We start from the raw sequence: 16,448 nt of genomic DNA on the forward strand, positions 1-16,448 counted from the left end.
TCCATATACAAAAGGAAATTCACTCTCATTATGTTTATTACTATCTATTTTTGAATATTGTGTTATACTACTTAAATTAAATTCTGTTCTTTTAAATTCATAACCGCACGTGTTACTGCAATTTTAACATGTTCATAAGTTAGACCACCTTGCACATATGCCTCATAAGGCGGACGAATCGGACCATCTGCTGATAATTCAATAGAGGATCCTTGCACAAACGTTCCTGCTGCCATGATGACATCATCTTCATAACCAGGCATATAACTAGGTTCAGGACTAAAGTGTGCATTAATTGGTGAAGCATGTTGAATACTTTGACAAAATGCAATCATCTGTTCTTTTGTATCAAATTGAACGGTTTGAATTAAGTCTGTACGCTTAGCATCGTACTTGGGAACTGTGTTCATATTCATTTTTTCAAGAAGTAAACTTGTAAATAGTGAGCCTTTTAAGCTTTGACTCACTACATGCGGTGCTAAAAAGAATCCTTGATACATTTCTTGCAATGAAAATAATGAAGCACCCGCTTCTTTACCAATACCAGGTGCAGTTAAACGATAACCACATCGTTCGATTAAATCTTTTCGTCCTGCAATGTAACCACCAATTTTTGCTAATCCACCACCAGGATTTTTTATTAATGACCCTGCAATTAAATCTGCACCCACTTCTATTGGTTCTCGACGCTCTACAAACTCTCCGTAGCAATTATCCACAAAAATAATTACATTTGGATATCGTTGTTTAATTTGAGAAATAGCAGTTTCTATTTCATCTACTGTAATTGAAGGTCGTTGTCCATACCCTTTTGAACGTTGAATAGCAATAACTTTCGTTTGTTTCGAAATAGTATTTAAAACAGTTTCAACATCAATCATTCCATCTTTTAATGCAACTTCTTTATATGTCACGCCATGCTCTTTGAGACTTTCAATACCATTACCATTAACACCAATCACTTCAAGTAAGGTGTCATAGGGACTACCTGTAATGTACATCAGTTCATCGCCATATTTGAGTGTACTTTGCAATGCTAATGTAATTGCATGAGTACCCGAAATAATTTGAGGTCTAACAATTGCATCTTCTGCTTTAAACGTATGAGCATATATCTCTTCTAAATGATCACGTCCAAAATCATCATAACCATATCCTGTAGAACCTACTAAATCATTCTCGCTCGCTTTAACATGATGAAATGCATTAAGAACCTTTTCCTGATTGATATAAGCAGTTTCTTCAATTTCTTTAAATAAGGGTGTTAACGTTTCTTCTACTTTAGAAACGATGTGTTGAATATCTGACATGCAATTTATCTTCCTTTATATATAATTATTTTCTATATCCTTTAACGATATAGCTTTCATTATTTTCATCAAATTTCATTTCTTCGATAAGTGTATGTTGTTTTAAAAAATATAATCTATCTGCATCTTCACTAGATACAGTTTCTACGTAATATGACAAAGTCGCTTTTATTTGATCAAACAGTAACTGCTTCACTTTTAATTTATCTTCACTATTACGACTTGATACAAATACAGACGGATGGCCTGATACCGGTACATCAGTTTCTTCAGAACATTGATCTTTTTTATTAAAAATGATTGCTTGTGGAAGGTCATCCATATCTAAGTCTTTTACCAATTGATTAACCGTATCATATTGAGCACGATATTCTGGATGACTTGCATCAACGACATGTAGAAGTAAATCAGCACTTTTCGCTTCTTCTAATGTCGACTTAAATGCTGCTACTAACGTTGTAGGCAACTTTTGAATGAAGCCTACGGTATCAGAAATAATTAAATTAAACCCATTGTTAATTTGTATTTGTCGTGTTTTAGGGTCAAGTGTGGCAAATAGTAAATCTTTTTCAAAAGTCGTTTCGTTTGCTAAAACATTAAACCAAGAAGATTTTCCAGCGTTAGTGTAGCCAATAAGTGCAATTTGAAACACTTGATTTTGTTCGCGTTGATTACGATATCTTTCACGATGTTCGACCACTGTTTTAAGTTGAAGTTTAATTTCATTCATACGTGTTCTAATATGACGTCTATCCATTTCTAATTTTGTTTCACCAGGACCACGCGTACCAATTCCCCCGCCTAAACGAGATAAACTTTTTCCATGCCCTTGTAATCTAGGAAGTAAGTAATCGAGTTGAGCTAATTCAACTTGTAATTTACCTTCTCTACTACGCGCTCTTAAAGCAAAAATTTCAAGAATGAGCTGTGTTCTATCGATAATTTTAATGCCCAAATTATCATTTAATGTTTTTGATTGTGCTGTTGTTAATTCATCATTTGTCACAACAACATCGATGTCATGAAATTCTATAAAAGCTTTAATTTCATCAATCTTACCTTTGCCAACATAATATTTATAATCAAATTGATCTTTATTTTGAGTGACTTGTCCTTTAACATCTAATTGACAAGTCAACGCTAAAGCTTCTAATTCTTCCATTGTAGATTCAAAATTATATTGATGATCACTTTGAGCATGTACACCAACTAATACAGCAGTTTCTAACTTTTTCTTTGTATCATAAGTGTGTTGCTGAGCCATGATATACATCTCCTTTTCTAACATGTCTTACATATTCTATCATAGAGCAAGTTTAAAGACTAACGACTAAAACTATGTTAAATTAAAGCTAAATTGAAAGGGTGATAGTATGGAAAATATTTATGATTTTGAAGTTCAAAAATCTAATGGTGAAAATTATAAATTAGATGTATATAAAGGCGATGTTATGCTTATCGTTAATACAGCGAGTGAATGTGGATTTACACCACAATTTGAAGGATTACAAGAACTATATAATAAATATAAGGACCAAGGATTTATTGTTTTAGGTTTCCCATGCAATCAGTTTGGAGGTCAAGAACCTGGTTCTGGTGCTGAAGCAAATCAAAATTGTAAAATTAACTACGGTGTCACATTCCCTATTCATGAAAAAATTGACGTTAAAGGCGATAACCAGCATCCATTGTTCCGTTATTTAACAAGTCAAGCTAAAGGCATGTTTAGTGAAAAAATTAAATGGAATTTCACTAAGTTTTTAGTTGACCGTGAAGGTAATATTGTTCAACGCTTCTCACCTCAGAAAAAACCTGCTCAAATTGAAAAAGATATTGAAAAACTTCTATAAATTAAATAAAAGCTTCAATATAGATGACTATGTCATCTATATTGAAGCTTTGTTTTATTACAAACATTTCCTTTATTTGTTCAAAAGTGCAAAAATTGATGAGAATTTTGCAAGCTACGTATACATTTCGACCGTGGACTACGCTCTAAAATTCAGTAACTTGGCACTTTAATTACAACTTATTCTTCACCTTCGCCTGTAGCTTCTGAATCAGTAGATTCTGTATCCACAGTGAAAGTGCTGATCGCATGTTTGTAAATCAAATGTTGTTTGCCTTGAGAAACTAAGCTAATCATGTATTTATCAAAGTCTTCAATAACACCTTTCATTTGAAAACCATTTAAGAAAAATACAGTAATTTCCGTTTGTTCTGCTTTAAAGTTCTCTAGTGCTTGATCTTGGATGTTTTGGTTTGCAATCATGTTTAGAACTCCTTTTATTTATTTGGGTTGTAATCTCATCTAACATCATTTGAAGTGACATTGTCTCTCTATCAAACCATTGAACATTCATTTTGTTTTTAAACCATGTGAGTTGTCTTTTCGCATATTGCCTTGAATGTTGTTTTAATAATTCTACAGCTGGTTCTAATTCCATTTCTCCTTTTATAACAGGGACAAGTTCTTTGTAACCAATTGCTTGCATACTCTGACTAGATTCAAAACCTTGTTCAACTAGTGCTTTCACTTCATTAAATAATCCGTGGCCCAACATAATATCAACACGTTTATTTATTCTTGTATATAATGTTTTGCGCGACATTTCAATCCCTACTAATAATGTATCATAATTTTCTGTATATTGTTGAACTTTCTTTCGAGAACTTAAAAGTTTTTTTGTTTTTAAGTAATATTCAATCGCTCTAAGTACTCTTTTTCTATTATTTGGATGAATATCTTTAGCTGATGTTTCATCAAACGATGCTAAGTAACGATGTAAGTCATCATTATTCAATTGATTTAATGCATCTAATTTTTCTTTTACTCTTAATTCTTTTTCTACTGATACATTTTCATCATCAAATGGATAATCGTAAATTAAAGACTGAATATATAAACCTGTACCTCCTGCAATAATAGGTACTTTACCTCTTTTTGTAATATCTTCAATAAGCACTTCTGCTCTTTTTTTAAATTCGTATGCAGAAAATGATTCATCAGGATTTAAGATATCTATTAAATAATGGGGTATCCCTTCCATTTCTGTTTCTGTTACCTTTGCAGTACCTATATTCATTTGACGGTATACTTGCATCGAATCGCCACTAATGATTTCTCCATTCATTTTTTTAGCTAATTCGATACTCAATTCTGTTTTACCCGAAGCTGTCGGTCCTACAATAACTACTAGAAAAGGTTTTTTTGATGCTTGCAATGATTACGCCTCACTCTGATTATTTTTCAATACTTGTTTTTGAATCCAATCAAACATATGATTCCATATCATTTGTTGATCAACTTCAAATAATATTTCATGTCTTCTATTTGCATAAAGTTGTACCGTAATATGTTTAATACCAGCTTTTTTAAATTTTCTGGCCAAGGATTTAACACCTCTGCCATACTCTCCAAAAGGATCATTTTTTCCTGAAATCATCAATATTGGTAACTGTTTATTCATTTTTTTTAATTGAGTATAATTTGCAGTACGTGTCATATGTTTTACTGTTTCATAAATTAATTGGTTTGAAACTAAAAAGCCGGTATACTCATCGTTTACAAATTTATCAACTTCTGTAGATTGTGATGAAAGCCAGTCACTTTCAGTTCGTGGTTGATCAATCTTTTTGTTAAATGATTTGTAAACGAGTTGATTGACCCATTTTAAACGATTGCGCTTCCCAGTAAAAATAGAAATTAATTTCAAACTGATTCTTGCAGGAATTCCTTTCCATTTCGGATATTGTCCTGTTCCAGTTAATATCAATCCATTAGCAAAATTTGGATAAGTTTCAACAAATAAACGTGCAATAATAGATCCCATTGAATGGCCTAATACAATATAGGGTAATCCTTTCTCACTATCATATAATGTTTGTGCAATTTCAAACGCATCTTGAACAACTTGATTCATACTGTCGTAATGTCCACGTTCTTTCTCATCAATCTCTTTCCCATGTCCTCTATGATTATGTCTAATCACATCATAGCCTTGATGCGTTAAAGCATTAACAAGTGTTTCGTATCGATCCATATGTTCAGCCATACCATGAAATATATGTATAATACCATAAGTCGCTATGTTTGCTTTATCTACTTTAACTTCTAAAGTTGTTCCATCTTCTACAGTTATTTTATAAGCACTTTGCCCCATAGATATGCCTCCAATCTCTTTCTTTAATGGTATGTTAACAACGTACTATTCCTACTAATATACCTATACTCTTTAATGTTATCAAATAGTTTGTTACTTTTTAATAGGTTATATATACTTTAAATTTAAAAATTTTATCAAAATATAAAAAACTGAGATTGAGTACTTTTACCCAATCTCAGTTGCTATACTATTTTAACTATATTTATTTTTCTGCAGGTTGATGATTACCATGTGTTGCTTCTTCAATAGCTTCATCAACTTCTTTAGAAAATTCATTTTTCTGTTCAGCAGTATAATTTAATAATTTATCTAATTCATCAATAATTGCTTGTTTATATTGTTTAACTGTATTGATGTCAAAGTATAATTTACCAGTACGACGAATTAAGAAATCAGTTGGTTTATATACCATTTCGTTTTGTACACTATAAACTAATTGAACGTATAATTCTAATGGCATATTTAAATCTTTTTCATTCGTTAATTGTGCAATTGCGAATAATTTATCTACATTTGAACCGTATTTTGAAGCTAAATTATGTGCCACATCTGTGCTTAATCCAAGTGCTTTACCTTCTTGAACTTTACGATTTACGTAATTTTCAAAGTTTTTACTACCACCAACATCTCCACCAGAAATAGGTGTATTTTTAGTTTTGCTATCCGCAAATTTTAGACTATATTCTTGTTTTAAACGCTTAGCTAATAAATCAACAATTTCTAATGCCATATGACGATATCCAGTTAATTTACCACCAGCAATGGTTAATAATCCTGATTTACCTTCCCAAATTTCATCTTTACGTGAAATTTCTGAAGGATCTTTTCCATCTTCTAAAATTAATGGACGTACGCCAGCCCAAGTTGATTCAATATCAGCATCAGTAACATGTACATCAGGGAACATATAATTGATTGCATCAATTAAATAGTCTCTATCTTCTTGATTAGTTAAAGGTTTTGTTTTTTCATTATTATAGAATGTATCAGTAGTACCTACATATGCTTTACCTTCACGAGGAATAGCAAAAATCATACGACCATCTTTTTCAGTATCAAAGTAAACCGCTTGACGTAATGGGAATTTTGATTGATCGATAACTACGTGAACACCTTTTGTTAAACGTAATTGTTTATTGTTACGTGTATAATCTTTCTTTCTCACTTCGTCTACCCATGGACCAGCAGCATTGATTACTTTTTTAGCATTGATTTGATACTCTTCACCTGTAAGCATATCTTTTACTTTAATACCACTTACTTTATTTTTAGCATCGTATACGAAGTCAGTAGATTTAGTGTGATTAATGACTTCAGCGCCTTTTTCAGCAGCACGTTTCATCACTTCAATTGTTAAGCGAGCATCATCAGTACGATATTCTACGTAGTATCCGCCACCTTTTAAACCATCTTTTTTCACAAGAGGTTCTTTATTTAAAGTAGCTTGTTTTGATAACATTTTTTTACGTTCATGACGTTTAACGCCTGCTAAACGATCATACATTGTTAACCCGATGTTAGTTGTGAATTTACCAAATGTCCCCCCTTTATGCATCGGTAATAACATCCATTCAGGAGTTGTTACGTGGGGACCATTTTCATAAACTATTGCACGTTCTTTACCTGTTTCAGCAACAACTTTGATTTGTGCTTGTTTCAAGTAACGTAAACCACCATGTACTAATTTAGTTGAGCGAGAACTTGTACCTTGCGCAAAGTCTTGCATTTCTACTAAAGCTACTTTCATACCACGTTGTGTAGCATCTAATGCAATACCTGCACCAGTAATTCCTCCACCAATAACTACAACGTCAAATTCTTTATTTCTTAAATTCTTTTTAATTAAGTTCCTGTTAAAAGTAGATAATGCCATAATATACCCTCCAAAATTTATATTAAAAAAAGAGAGACCTATACACACAGAAGCATACTGCATGATAACAGGTCTCTCAAATCTCGACTAATGTATTAACTTAATTACATCATAACATATTCTTTGTAACTAAGCCATAATTAAAAATTAATCTTCTAATTTAAAGACTTGAGTAGCTTCTACTGCTTTCTTCCAACCTTTATATAACTTAGTTCTTGTTTCTTCAGACATTTCTGGATTAAATTCTGTTTCTAATTTCCATCTATCAGCAATGTCTTTTTTATCTTCCCAAAAGTCTACAGCCAAACCTGCTAGATAAGCAGCTCCAAGTGCTGTTGTTTCTTGAACTTCCGGACGTTCAACTGATGTATCAACAATATCTGCTTGGAATTGCATTATAAAGTTATTTTTTACTGCGCCACCATCAACACGTAAATTATTTACTTCAATTCCTGAATCTTTAGACATTGCTTCCATAACATCGCGTGTTTGATAACATAAAGATTCTAATGTTGCACGAATGAAATGTTCTTTTTCAGTACCACGAGTTAATCCGAAAATCGCACCACGTGCTTCAGAATCCCAATATGGTGTACCAAGTCCTACGAATGCAGGAACAAAGTAGACATTATCAGTAGAATTAACACGTGTTGCATAGTTTTCAGTTTGCGGTGCAGAATTAATAATTCTTAGACCGTCACGTAACCATTGAATTGCTGATCCAGATACGAAAATTGATCCTTCAAGTGCATAGTTTACTTTACCGTCAAGACCATAAGCAATTGTAGTTAACAATCCACTTTCAGACGTTACAGGTTCTTCACCAGTGTTCATTAACATGAATCCGCCAGTACCATACGTATTTTTCACATCTCCACGTTCGAAACAAGCTTGACCAAACAATGCTGCTTGTTGGTCACCAGCAATACCAGCAATTGGTACTTCTTGACCAAAGAAATGATAATCTTTAGTATGTGCATAGATTTCACTAGATTCTTTAACTTCTGGAAGTATTGCTTTAGGAATATCTAGTAATTCTAATAATTCATCATCCCATTTAAGTTCATGAATGTTATACATTAATGTACGACTAGCATTTGAATAGTCTGTAATATGTGCTTCTCCACCAGAAAGTTTCCACACTAACCAAGTATCGATAGTTCCGAATAATAAATCCCCATTTTCTGCTTTTTCTCTTGCACCTTTAACATTATCTAATATCCATCTTACTTTTGTTCCAGAGAAGTAAGGGTCTAATAATAAACCTGTTTTATTACGAAATGTTTTTTCGTGACCTTGTTCTTTTAATTCATTACAAATATGTTGTGTTTGACGAGATTGCCAAACAATTGCATGATAAATTGGACGGCCTGTTTTCTTATCCCAAATGACCGTAGTTTCACGTTGGTTAGTAATACCAATACCTTTAATTTGTTCAGGGTCAATTTCATTTTCATTTATCACTTCAGCCATTACTGCTAATACTGATGTCCATATTTCATTGGCGTCATGCTCTACCCAACCAGATTTAGGAAAGTATTGTTTAAATTCTCTTTGCGCAACGCCTTGAATTTCTCCTTCTTTATCAAATAAAATTGCTCTAGAGCTAGTTGTGCCCTGGTCTATTGACATGATGTATTGTTCCATAATTTTTCTCCTTCTTTCATTCTGACTGTATGTGTTAAGTATCCTTTGAATCACATAGTCAATATATTATATGATTTAAAACTAAATTTTTACTTTTAATAAATTGATTCAATATCTTTATTGTTATTTGATTTATTAAGAGATAAACCAATAAGTAATGTAACAATTACAACTACAATGCTAACACCACTCATAAAAGTAAATTCATTTTTATAAAAAACTTGATAAATTACAGCACCTAGCATACCGCCAGCAATTGGTCCTAGTACTGGTACAATAGCATACCACCAATTAGATCCTCCTTTACCAGCAATTGGTAAAATCGCATGTGCAATTCTTGGTCCTAAGTCACGAGCTGGATTAATGGCATAACCTGTAGGCCCACCTAAACTTAAACCTATTGCAATAATTAAACTACCCACAATTAATGGGTTTAATCCATCTGCAATTTTATTTACCCCAATAAATAAAATCCCTAAACTTAAAATAGCAGTTCCAATAATTTCACTTAAAAAGTTAGCAAAATAATTTTTAATAGCAGGTGCAGTAGAGAATACGCCTAATTTTGCACCTTGATCTTTAGTTGCTTTCCAATGTGGTAAATACATTAACCAAACAAGTGTAGCTCCTACAATTCCTCCTAACATTTGACAAACAATATATCCTGGTACTTTTATCCAACTAAAACTTCCCTCAACTGCTAAAGCAATTGACACAGCTGGATTTAAATGGGCTCCAGAAAATTGTCCTACTGCATAAACTCCCATAGTTACAGCTAAGCCCCATCCAGCGGCAATAACGATCCAATCAGATTCTTGTCCAGCGCTACGTTTTAAATTTACATTTGCACATACGCCTCCACCGAACAAAATAAGAATGGCCGTGCCTAAAAACTCTGCTAAATAAGCATTCATGTTTTAACCTCCTACAAGGCAAAGAGACTTCTACAAACTATATAATTAGGGTTGCAGAAATCTCTTCATCTCTCATTCAAATATTAACTTGTATAAATCATACAAAATAATTGTAAGCGTTGTCAATGATTTTTGTAAAAAAATTGTCACAATTTATTTTATAGATTAAAAGAGCGTATTATAATTATTTTTTATCAATACATAAAAAAACCTGAGACATCAATTTTGTCTCAGGTTAAAAATATAATTTCTACCATAATTTTCTGTTACTTGTGGTTACATAACTTGCACCACTATTAATTGCATCATTCACTTCTTTTTCTTCTTCGATTAGCCCACCTGCTATAATTTTAGCAGTCGTTGCTTCTCTTACATTTTCAACAATTTTATGAGCAATACCTGGTAGTACTTCAACATAATCTGGGTCCACTTTCTTTATGAGTTGTATACTACGATTGAGTGCTTGACTATCAATAATAAAAACTCTAAAAATAGTAAGTACATTTAATGATTTTGCTTTTTGAATAACTTTTGTTTTTGTTGAAACAATCCCTTTTGGTTTATAAGTTTGAATGATATATTCACATGCATATTCATCATGTGCCATTCCTTTAATTAAATCAATATGAATATATGCTTCAATGTCATGTTTTTTAAGTAACTCTATAATGCTTCTTAAATGACCTACATGCATATCTAAAAGGACACACACTTTATAATCCGTTTGAATTAATTTCTCTAAATCTTTCATATTTCGAATTGCTGGTAGTACGTGTTCTTTCATTTCTATGCATCCCTTCTACATTACTCGTTTAAATAATTTCTCTAATTCATAATTTGAAAAGTTAATAATAATTGGTCTACCATGAGGACAAGTAAATGGATCTTCCGCTTCTCTTAATTGATCAATTAAATCTGCCATTTCATTCTTTTTTAAATAATGATTTGCTTTAATTGACTTCTTACAACTCATCATAATAGCTGCGTCTTCACGCATTTTTTTAACGTCAATTTTTTTATGATTTAATACGAGTTCAATCATATCTTTAATAATTTCCTCTGCTTCCACTTTAGGAAACCATACTGGATAACTATTTACAATATAGTCATATCCACCAAAATGTTCTAAATGGACCCCTACTTTATCAAGTTCTTCTCGATATTGATCAATAATTAATTGCTCGTCTTTTGAGAAGTGAAATGTTAAAGGAATTAACAAATCTTGTACTTCATTTGATACTTCGCCTATCTTTTCTCTGAAATATTCGTATTTAATACGTTCTTGTGCAGCATGTTGATCTATCATAAACATTCCATTTTCATTTTGAGCAATAATATAGGTACCGTGTACTTGGCCAACTACTTCCATATATGGCACACGTCGAGACGGTGTTGAACTTACTTTACCTTTAATATCTTGTTCTTCTTGATTTGTAACATTCTCTTGAAAGTCATCATTTTCATCATAATTATAAATATTGGTTTCATCATGTCGAGTGTTATCGATTGAAGATTCGGCACGATCTAAACTATTTAAAATATCTTTTTGAATGTCGAAGTAATCTTTATCCATACTACGTTTATTATTATAGACACTAGAATTTTCGTTATCTTCTCTAGTGTAAGAATCATCAGAGGTATGTGCTTCATCATATTGATGACTTATTGTTGAAAAGATATTGTTAGTCGAAATGTTGGGGTCATTTTTATTTTCTAATTGTTTTGTCTCATTTGAAATATTTTGTTGTTTTTGTTCAAAATCGATTTTTTGTTGTTCAAATGTATGCAATACTTTATTTTTTTTAGGTGTTCGATCTAAATCGTTTTTAGGAATTAATATTCTATCTTTAAATGCATGTCTAATTTTTTCAATAATTAAATTATAAAGTTGTTCTTCTTTTGAAAGTCTAACTTCAAGTTTCGTTGGATGCACATTGACATCTACTAAAATTGGATCCATTTCTATATTGATATAGCAAATAGGGTAACGACCTATGGTTAGAAGTGTATGATATCCTTCAGTAATAGCTTTATTTAAAGCGAAATTTTTGATATATCGACCATTAATAAAAATTGAAATATAATGTTTATTACTACGAGAATGTTCCGGTTTAGCAACAAATCCTTCTAAATGATAGTCACTAGTATCGCCAGAAATGTGAACTAAATCTTTTGCAACTTTAATACCATATATTTCAGCCATCACTTCATTTGTTCTTCCAGAACCATTCGTTTTTAACATCGTTTTTCCATCAGATATAAGTGAAAAGCGAATGTTTGGATGACTCATTGCCATTCGATTAACAATATCTGTAATTTTTCCTAATTCTGTATATAAACTTTTAATATATTTTAACCGAGCTGGCGTATTATAAAATAATGATTCTACTTTAATATCTGTTCCTTTTTTGGCTTTTGCTGGTTTTTGAGATAATATTTCACCATTTTCAGCATAAATTTCGTGACCATTTTCATTATCTGTACACGTTTTAAGTGTCACTTTAGCTACAGATGAAATACTGGCCAGTGCTTCACCTCGAAACCCTAATGTTCTGATATGAAACAAATCGTCATCATCATTTATTTTACTGGTAGCATGGCGATGAAAAACAAGTTGCAAATCATCTTGCTCAATTCCAGTTCCATTGTCGACTACACGAATTGAGGAAATACCTGATTGTTCTACTTCTATATTAATTTCAGTCGCCTTAGCATCAATTGCATTTTCAAGTAATTCTTTTACTACTGAACTAGGACGTTCAACCACTTCTCCTGCAGCAATTTTATTTGCTAAAGATGTTTGTAATTCTTTAATTTTACCCATGTATTAACACCTCTATCTTAACTGATTTTGTAATTCGCTTAACTTAAGTAATGCTTCAATAGGTGTCATATTTGAAATATTTAAATTTTTAATTTGTGCTTCTATTTCACTTTGTGTTTCATTCGAATTAAATAAGTCAAAACTTGTTTGTTCAAACACATCTGTTTGTTTAATAGTTGAGTGTTCTTCCTTATTATTTAAATGATTCTTATTTTCAATATCTTTAGAGTTGTCATTATAATGTTGACGATGGACATTCTCATCTAATACTCCATTTTGTTCAAACGCATTTAAAATAACTTGAGCTCTTTCAATTACTTTCTCAGGAAGATTTGCTAATTTAGCAACTTGAATACCATAACTATCATCAACAGCACCCTCTTTAACTTTATGAAGGAAAATAAGTTCACCTTGATACTCATCTGCTGCTACATGTACATTTTTTAAACTAGATAGCTGTTGATCTAATGTTGTTAATTCATGATAATGGGTTGAAAAAAGCGTCTTAGCATGTGATGTTTCAGATACATATTCAATCATAGCTTGCGCTAGAGATAAGCCATCATATGTTGACGTTCCTCGTCCGATTTCATCAAAGATGATTAAACTATCTGCTGTTGCGTATGTTAATGCTTTTTGTGCTTCTAGCATTTCAACCATAAAGGTACTTTTACCGGATACTAAATCATCTGCTGCACCAATTCTTGTAAAAATTTGATCAAAAATCGGTAATATTGCATTATCACATGGTACATAAGCTCCCATTTGTGCCATGATACTAATGATTGCCACTTGTCGCATATAAGTTGATTTACCGGACATATTTGGGCCAGTAATCAAATAAATAAAGTTATTTTGATCAAGATAACAATCATTTGGTACATAATCATTATAATCCATCACACGTTCTACAACAGGATGTCTAGAATTTTCTAAGTTCAATGTTTTATCATCACTAAATTTTGGTCTAACATAGTTATATTTTTGTGCAATTTCTGCAAAACTTTGTAAACAATCAAGCTCTGATATCACTTTTGCTTGTCTTTGTAATCTTTCAGTATATGATTTAACATGCTCTCTCAATCGAATAAACAGTTGATATTCTAATTCAATTGCTTTATCTTCTGCACCTAAAATAATATCTTCTTTTTCTTTTAATTCGTCTGTAATAAATCTTTCTGCATTAGATAAAGTTTGTTTACGATGATAGCCATGCTCGCTTGGTTCGAATCCTTGAAGATTAGCACGTGTGATTTCAATAAAGTAACCAAAAACTTTATTGTAGCTAATTTTTAAAGATTTGATACCTGTTCTTTCACGTTCTTTCGCTTGAAGTTGTGCGAGCCAATCTTTTCCATTTTTAGATGCTTCTAAATACTCATCTAGTTGTTTACTGAATCCTTGTTTGAACAGCCCCCCATCTTTAACTGAAATAGGTGGTTCTTCTACTAAACTATCTTCCAAGACTGTCAGTAAATCTTCTAATGGTTCTAATGTGCTAAACTGCGTTGTTGTCACACTATTCATTTGTTCAAGAAGTGATTTAATATTTGGAATTTCAGAAATAGAATGTTTGAGTTGAATCAAATCACGAGCATTTACATTTCCATAACTTACTCGTCCTACTAATCTTTCAATATCATATACTTGATTAAGGTAACCTCTTAGAGTATCTCTTTCTATAAAATGATCAATAAATGATTCTACGATATCTAATCGTTGTTCAATATTGTCTTTATGAATAAGTGGGCGATCAATCCACTGTTTCAAGCGTCTTGCACCCATAGGTGTTTTTGTTTCATCCATTAACCATAACAATGTTCCTTTTTTACTTTTTAAACGTATGCTTTCAGTAAGCTCTAAATTGCGTTTTGCATAATAATCCATTTTCATAAAGTCAATCGCCGCATAGGTTATCACGTCTTCAATATGAGACAAATCTCTTTTTTGAGTATGATGAATATAATCTAACAATAATTGTGTTGTCAAAAACATTAAATTATTTTCTAATGTATTGACACTATATTCCATATCAGAAATTTCTTCTCTAACTGTAATCGTTTCTGTAGTAAGTGAAATTTGTTTTTTTAAATCTTCATTTATGTCTTCTCGTACTACAATTTCATTTGGGTTAATCGTAATGATTTCATTAATTAACGTGCTTTCATCTTCAAAATTGGTAGCTTTTAATTCACCAGTAGAAACATCACAATAACTTAATGCGTATCCATTTTCATTCTGAATGAAGCTAAGAATATAATTATTTTGATTTTCATCCATTCCGCCTTGTTCCATCATTGTTCCAGGTGTGACTACTTTAACTACTTCTCTTTTAACCATGCCTTTAGTTTGTTTTGGATCTTCCATCTGTTCACAAATAGCAACTTTATATCCATTGTTAATAAGTGTTTCAATATAGCTATTTGCTGAGTGATACGGAACACCACACATTGGAATTGGATTTTCTTTTTTAGCATCTCTTTTAGTTAAAGTAATTTCTAATACTCTAGATGCTTCTTTAGCATCTTCAAAGAACATTTCATAAAAATCACCTAATCTAAAAAACAATAAGCAATCTTGATATTGAGATTTTATTTTTAAATATTGTTGCATCATAGGTGTCACATTAGCCATATTTTTTTCACAACCTTACTGATATATACTTGTTTCTCACATTTTAACTTGTATATTTTAACATATGTCATACTGAAGCGCTCGTTATCTAAATTAGAATATTATTCTACAACTTAAAAATAAAAGATTATCATCTCTTTATTCCGCTTAATAAACACTAAACTTATTAAGCGTATGAAATGATAATCTTAAATAAAATATTTATTTGAATTTATCTAATAATCCACGTTTTTTTAACACTATAAGTAAGATATAACTAATCGCCGCACCAAGGAAACTTGAAACTAAAAATACAAGCATTAATGGTTTGATAAAGAAATGTTGCAAACCTAATATCCAAGATAGTGGAATGCACATTAAACTACCAATGATTCCAGTTCCAATCACTTCTCCAACTACAGCCATAAATATGTGCTTTCTATACATATAGAAGATGCTAGCTAGAAACACACCAATCATACTACCAGGAAAGGCAAATGCACTGCCAGTTCCAAATATTATTCTTATTAAAGAAGAAATCAAAGCCTGTGCTAAACCATACCATGGTCCTACAAAAACAGCACATAGTACATTTACAAAATGTTGTACTGGGGCTGCTTTTACTGGACCTAAAGGTATAATAATAAAACTACTAAATACGACATTAAAAGCAATGAGTAAAGCTGTAATGGTAAGTTTTTTAGTTTTCATCTTTGAATATTCCCTTCTGTTTATGAGTCATGATGTGCTTTTTCATTATGCTTATTTAAACTTTGTTCCATAGTAGAAACCATCAATTGCAACAACTCATTTGCTTCAAATTGCGCTGACCGAAACTCTTCAACAATAGGTAATGCATTGATTTCTTTTTCAAGTTGAGAAATTTCTTTTTCAGATTTTTGATAAGCCTGATGCTTGCCATAATTTTGAAAATTTACTGACTGTTTTTGTTGCAATTTTAATTGTTTCATTTTTTGGTCAATTGATGAATTCTCATGAATTTGTTGCTCTACATTTTGATATTGTTTAATCAATTCTAGTCCCTTTATTTTGTTCGATACACTATCTGCTTGTTTTAGAATATCTTCTTTCTCATACATA

The 16,448-nt window shown here is 31.6% G+C and carries 14 protein-coding genes; 1 reads left to right on the forward strand and 13 read right to left on the reverse strand.

All coding sequences use genetic code 11. The features are described 5' to 3' along the window. Positions 1 to 71 precede the first annotated feature (71 nt). Both NSU06_RS07220 and hflX read right to left on the reverse strand, forming a co-directional pair. On the reverse strand, positions 72 to 1,310 hold the full coding sequence (locus tag NSU06_RS07220) for a methionine gamma-lyase family protein (protein ID WP_049420067.1): 1,239 nt from the start codon (positions 1,308 to 1,310) through the stop codon (positions 72 to 74). Between the two features lie 25 nt (positions 1,311 to 1,335). Then, entirely contained in the window at positions 1,336 to 2,574 is a 1,239-nt protein-coding gene (gene hflX, locus NSU06_RS07225) for a GTPase HflX (protein ID WP_037541003.1), read from the reverse strand. Positions 2,575 to 2,683: 109 nt separating this feature from the next. On the opposite strand from hflX, the gene NSU06_RS07230 reads away from it, so the two are divergent. Beyond that, positions 2,684 to 3,160, forward strand: coding sequence for a glutathione peroxidase (locus NSU06_RS07230; RefSeq protein ID WP_311052368.1), 477 nt, complete (start codon positions 2,684 to 2,686; stop codon positions 3,158 to 3,160). A 179-nt stretch (positions 3,161 to 3,339) separates the two neighbouring features. On the opposite strand, the gene hfq is transcribed toward NSU06_RS07230, so the two are convergent. The 11 genes from hfq to NSU06_RS07285 form a co-directional block, all read right to left on the reverse strand. Beyond that, entirely contained in the window at positions 3,340 to 3,582 is a 243-nt protein-coding gene (gene hfq, locus NSU06_RS07235; RefSeq protein WP_002448741.1) for an RNA chaperone Hfq, read from the reverse strand. Further along, on the reverse strand, positions 3,536 to 4,534 hold the full coding sequence (gene miaA, locus NSU06_RS07240) for a tRNA (adenosine(37)-N6)-dimethylallyltransferase MiaA (RefSeq protein ID WP_054105468.1): 999 nt from the start codon (positions 4,532 to 4,534) through the stop codon (positions 3,536 to 3,538). Before miaA ends, hfq begins: the two co-directional genes overlap by 47 nt. A 3-nt stretch (positions 4,535 to 4,537) precedes the next feature. Beyond that, positions 4,538 to 5,473, reverse strand: coding sequence for an alpha/beta hydrolase (locus NSU06_RS07245; RefSeq protein WP_049420543.1), 936 nt, complete (start codon positions 5,471 to 5,473; stop codon positions 4,538 to 4,540). 205 nt (positions 5,474 to 5,678) lie between these two features. Next, complete coding sequence (locus tag NSU06_RS07250; RefSeq protein ID WP_017174637.1) at positions 5,679 to 7,349, reverse strand: glycerol-3-phosphate dehydrogenase/oxidase; 1,671 nt, start codon at positions 7,347 to 7,349, stop codon at positions 5,679 to 5,681. Between the two features lie 147 nt (positions 7,350 to 7,496). Next, positions 7,497 to 8,996 carry a glycerol kinase GlpK gene (glpK, locus tag NSU06_RS07255; RefSeq protein WP_017174636.1) on the reverse strand — a complete coding sequence of 500 codons (1,500 nt, stop codon included), beginning with the start codon at positions 8,994 to 8,996 and terminating at the stop codon, positions 7,497 to 7,499. 95 nt (positions 8,997 to 9,091) lie between these two features. Beyond that, positions 9,092 to 9,910, reverse strand: a complete 819-nt coding sequence (locus tag NSU06_RS07260; RefSeq protein WP_017174635.1) for an MIP/aquaporin family protein — start codon at positions 9,908 to 9,910, stop codon at positions 9,092 to 9,094. Positions 9,911 to 10,160: 250 nt separating this feature from the next. Next, complete coding sequence (locus tag NSU06_RS07265) at positions 10,161 to 10,694, reverse strand: glycerol-3-phosphate responsive antiterminator (RefSeq protein WP_017174634.1); 534 nt, start codon at positions 10,692 to 10,694, stop codon at positions 10,161 to 10,163. A 15-nt stretch (positions 10,695 to 10,709) separates the two neighbouring features. Continuing rightward, the gene (mutL, locus tag NSU06_RS07270) at positions 10,710 to 12,734 is read right to left on the reverse strand and encodes a DNA mismatch repair endonuclease MutL (RefSeq protein WP_049379243.1); all 2,025 of its coding nucleotides are present in this window, start codon (positions 12,732 to 12,734) and stop codon (positions 10,710 to 10,712) included. 12 nt (positions 12,735 to 12,746) lie between these two features. After that, positions 12,747 to 15,368: a DNA mismatch repair protein MutS gene (gene mutS / locus NSU06_RS07275; protein WP_017174632.1), complete on the reverse strand. Its 2,622-nt coding sequence runs from the start codon at positions 15,366 to 15,368 to the stop codon at positions 12,747 to 12,749. Between the two features lie 201 nt (positions 15,369 to 15,569). Then, entirely contained in the window at positions 15,570 to 16,058 is a 489-nt protein-coding gene (gene thiW / locus NSU06_RS07280) for an energy coupling factor transporter S component ThiW (protein ID WP_340779693.1), read from the reverse strand. 20 nt (positions 16,059 to 16,078) lie between these two features. Beyond that, the gene (locus NSU06_RS07285; RefSeq protein WP_017174630.1) at positions 16,079 to 16,447 is read right to left on the reverse strand and encodes a RicAFT regulatory complex protein RicA family protein; all 369 of its coding nucleotides are present in this window, start codon (positions 16,445 to 16,447) and stop codon (positions 16,079 to 16,081) included. Position 16,448 lies beyond the last annotated feature (1 nt).

Origin of the sequence: Staphylococcus sp. FSL W8-1270, from assembly GCF_038007165.1 — a bacterium.
Taxonomy (GTDB): Bacteria; Bacillota; Bacilli; order Staphylococcales; family Staphylococcaceae; genus Staphylococcus; species Staphylococcus hominis.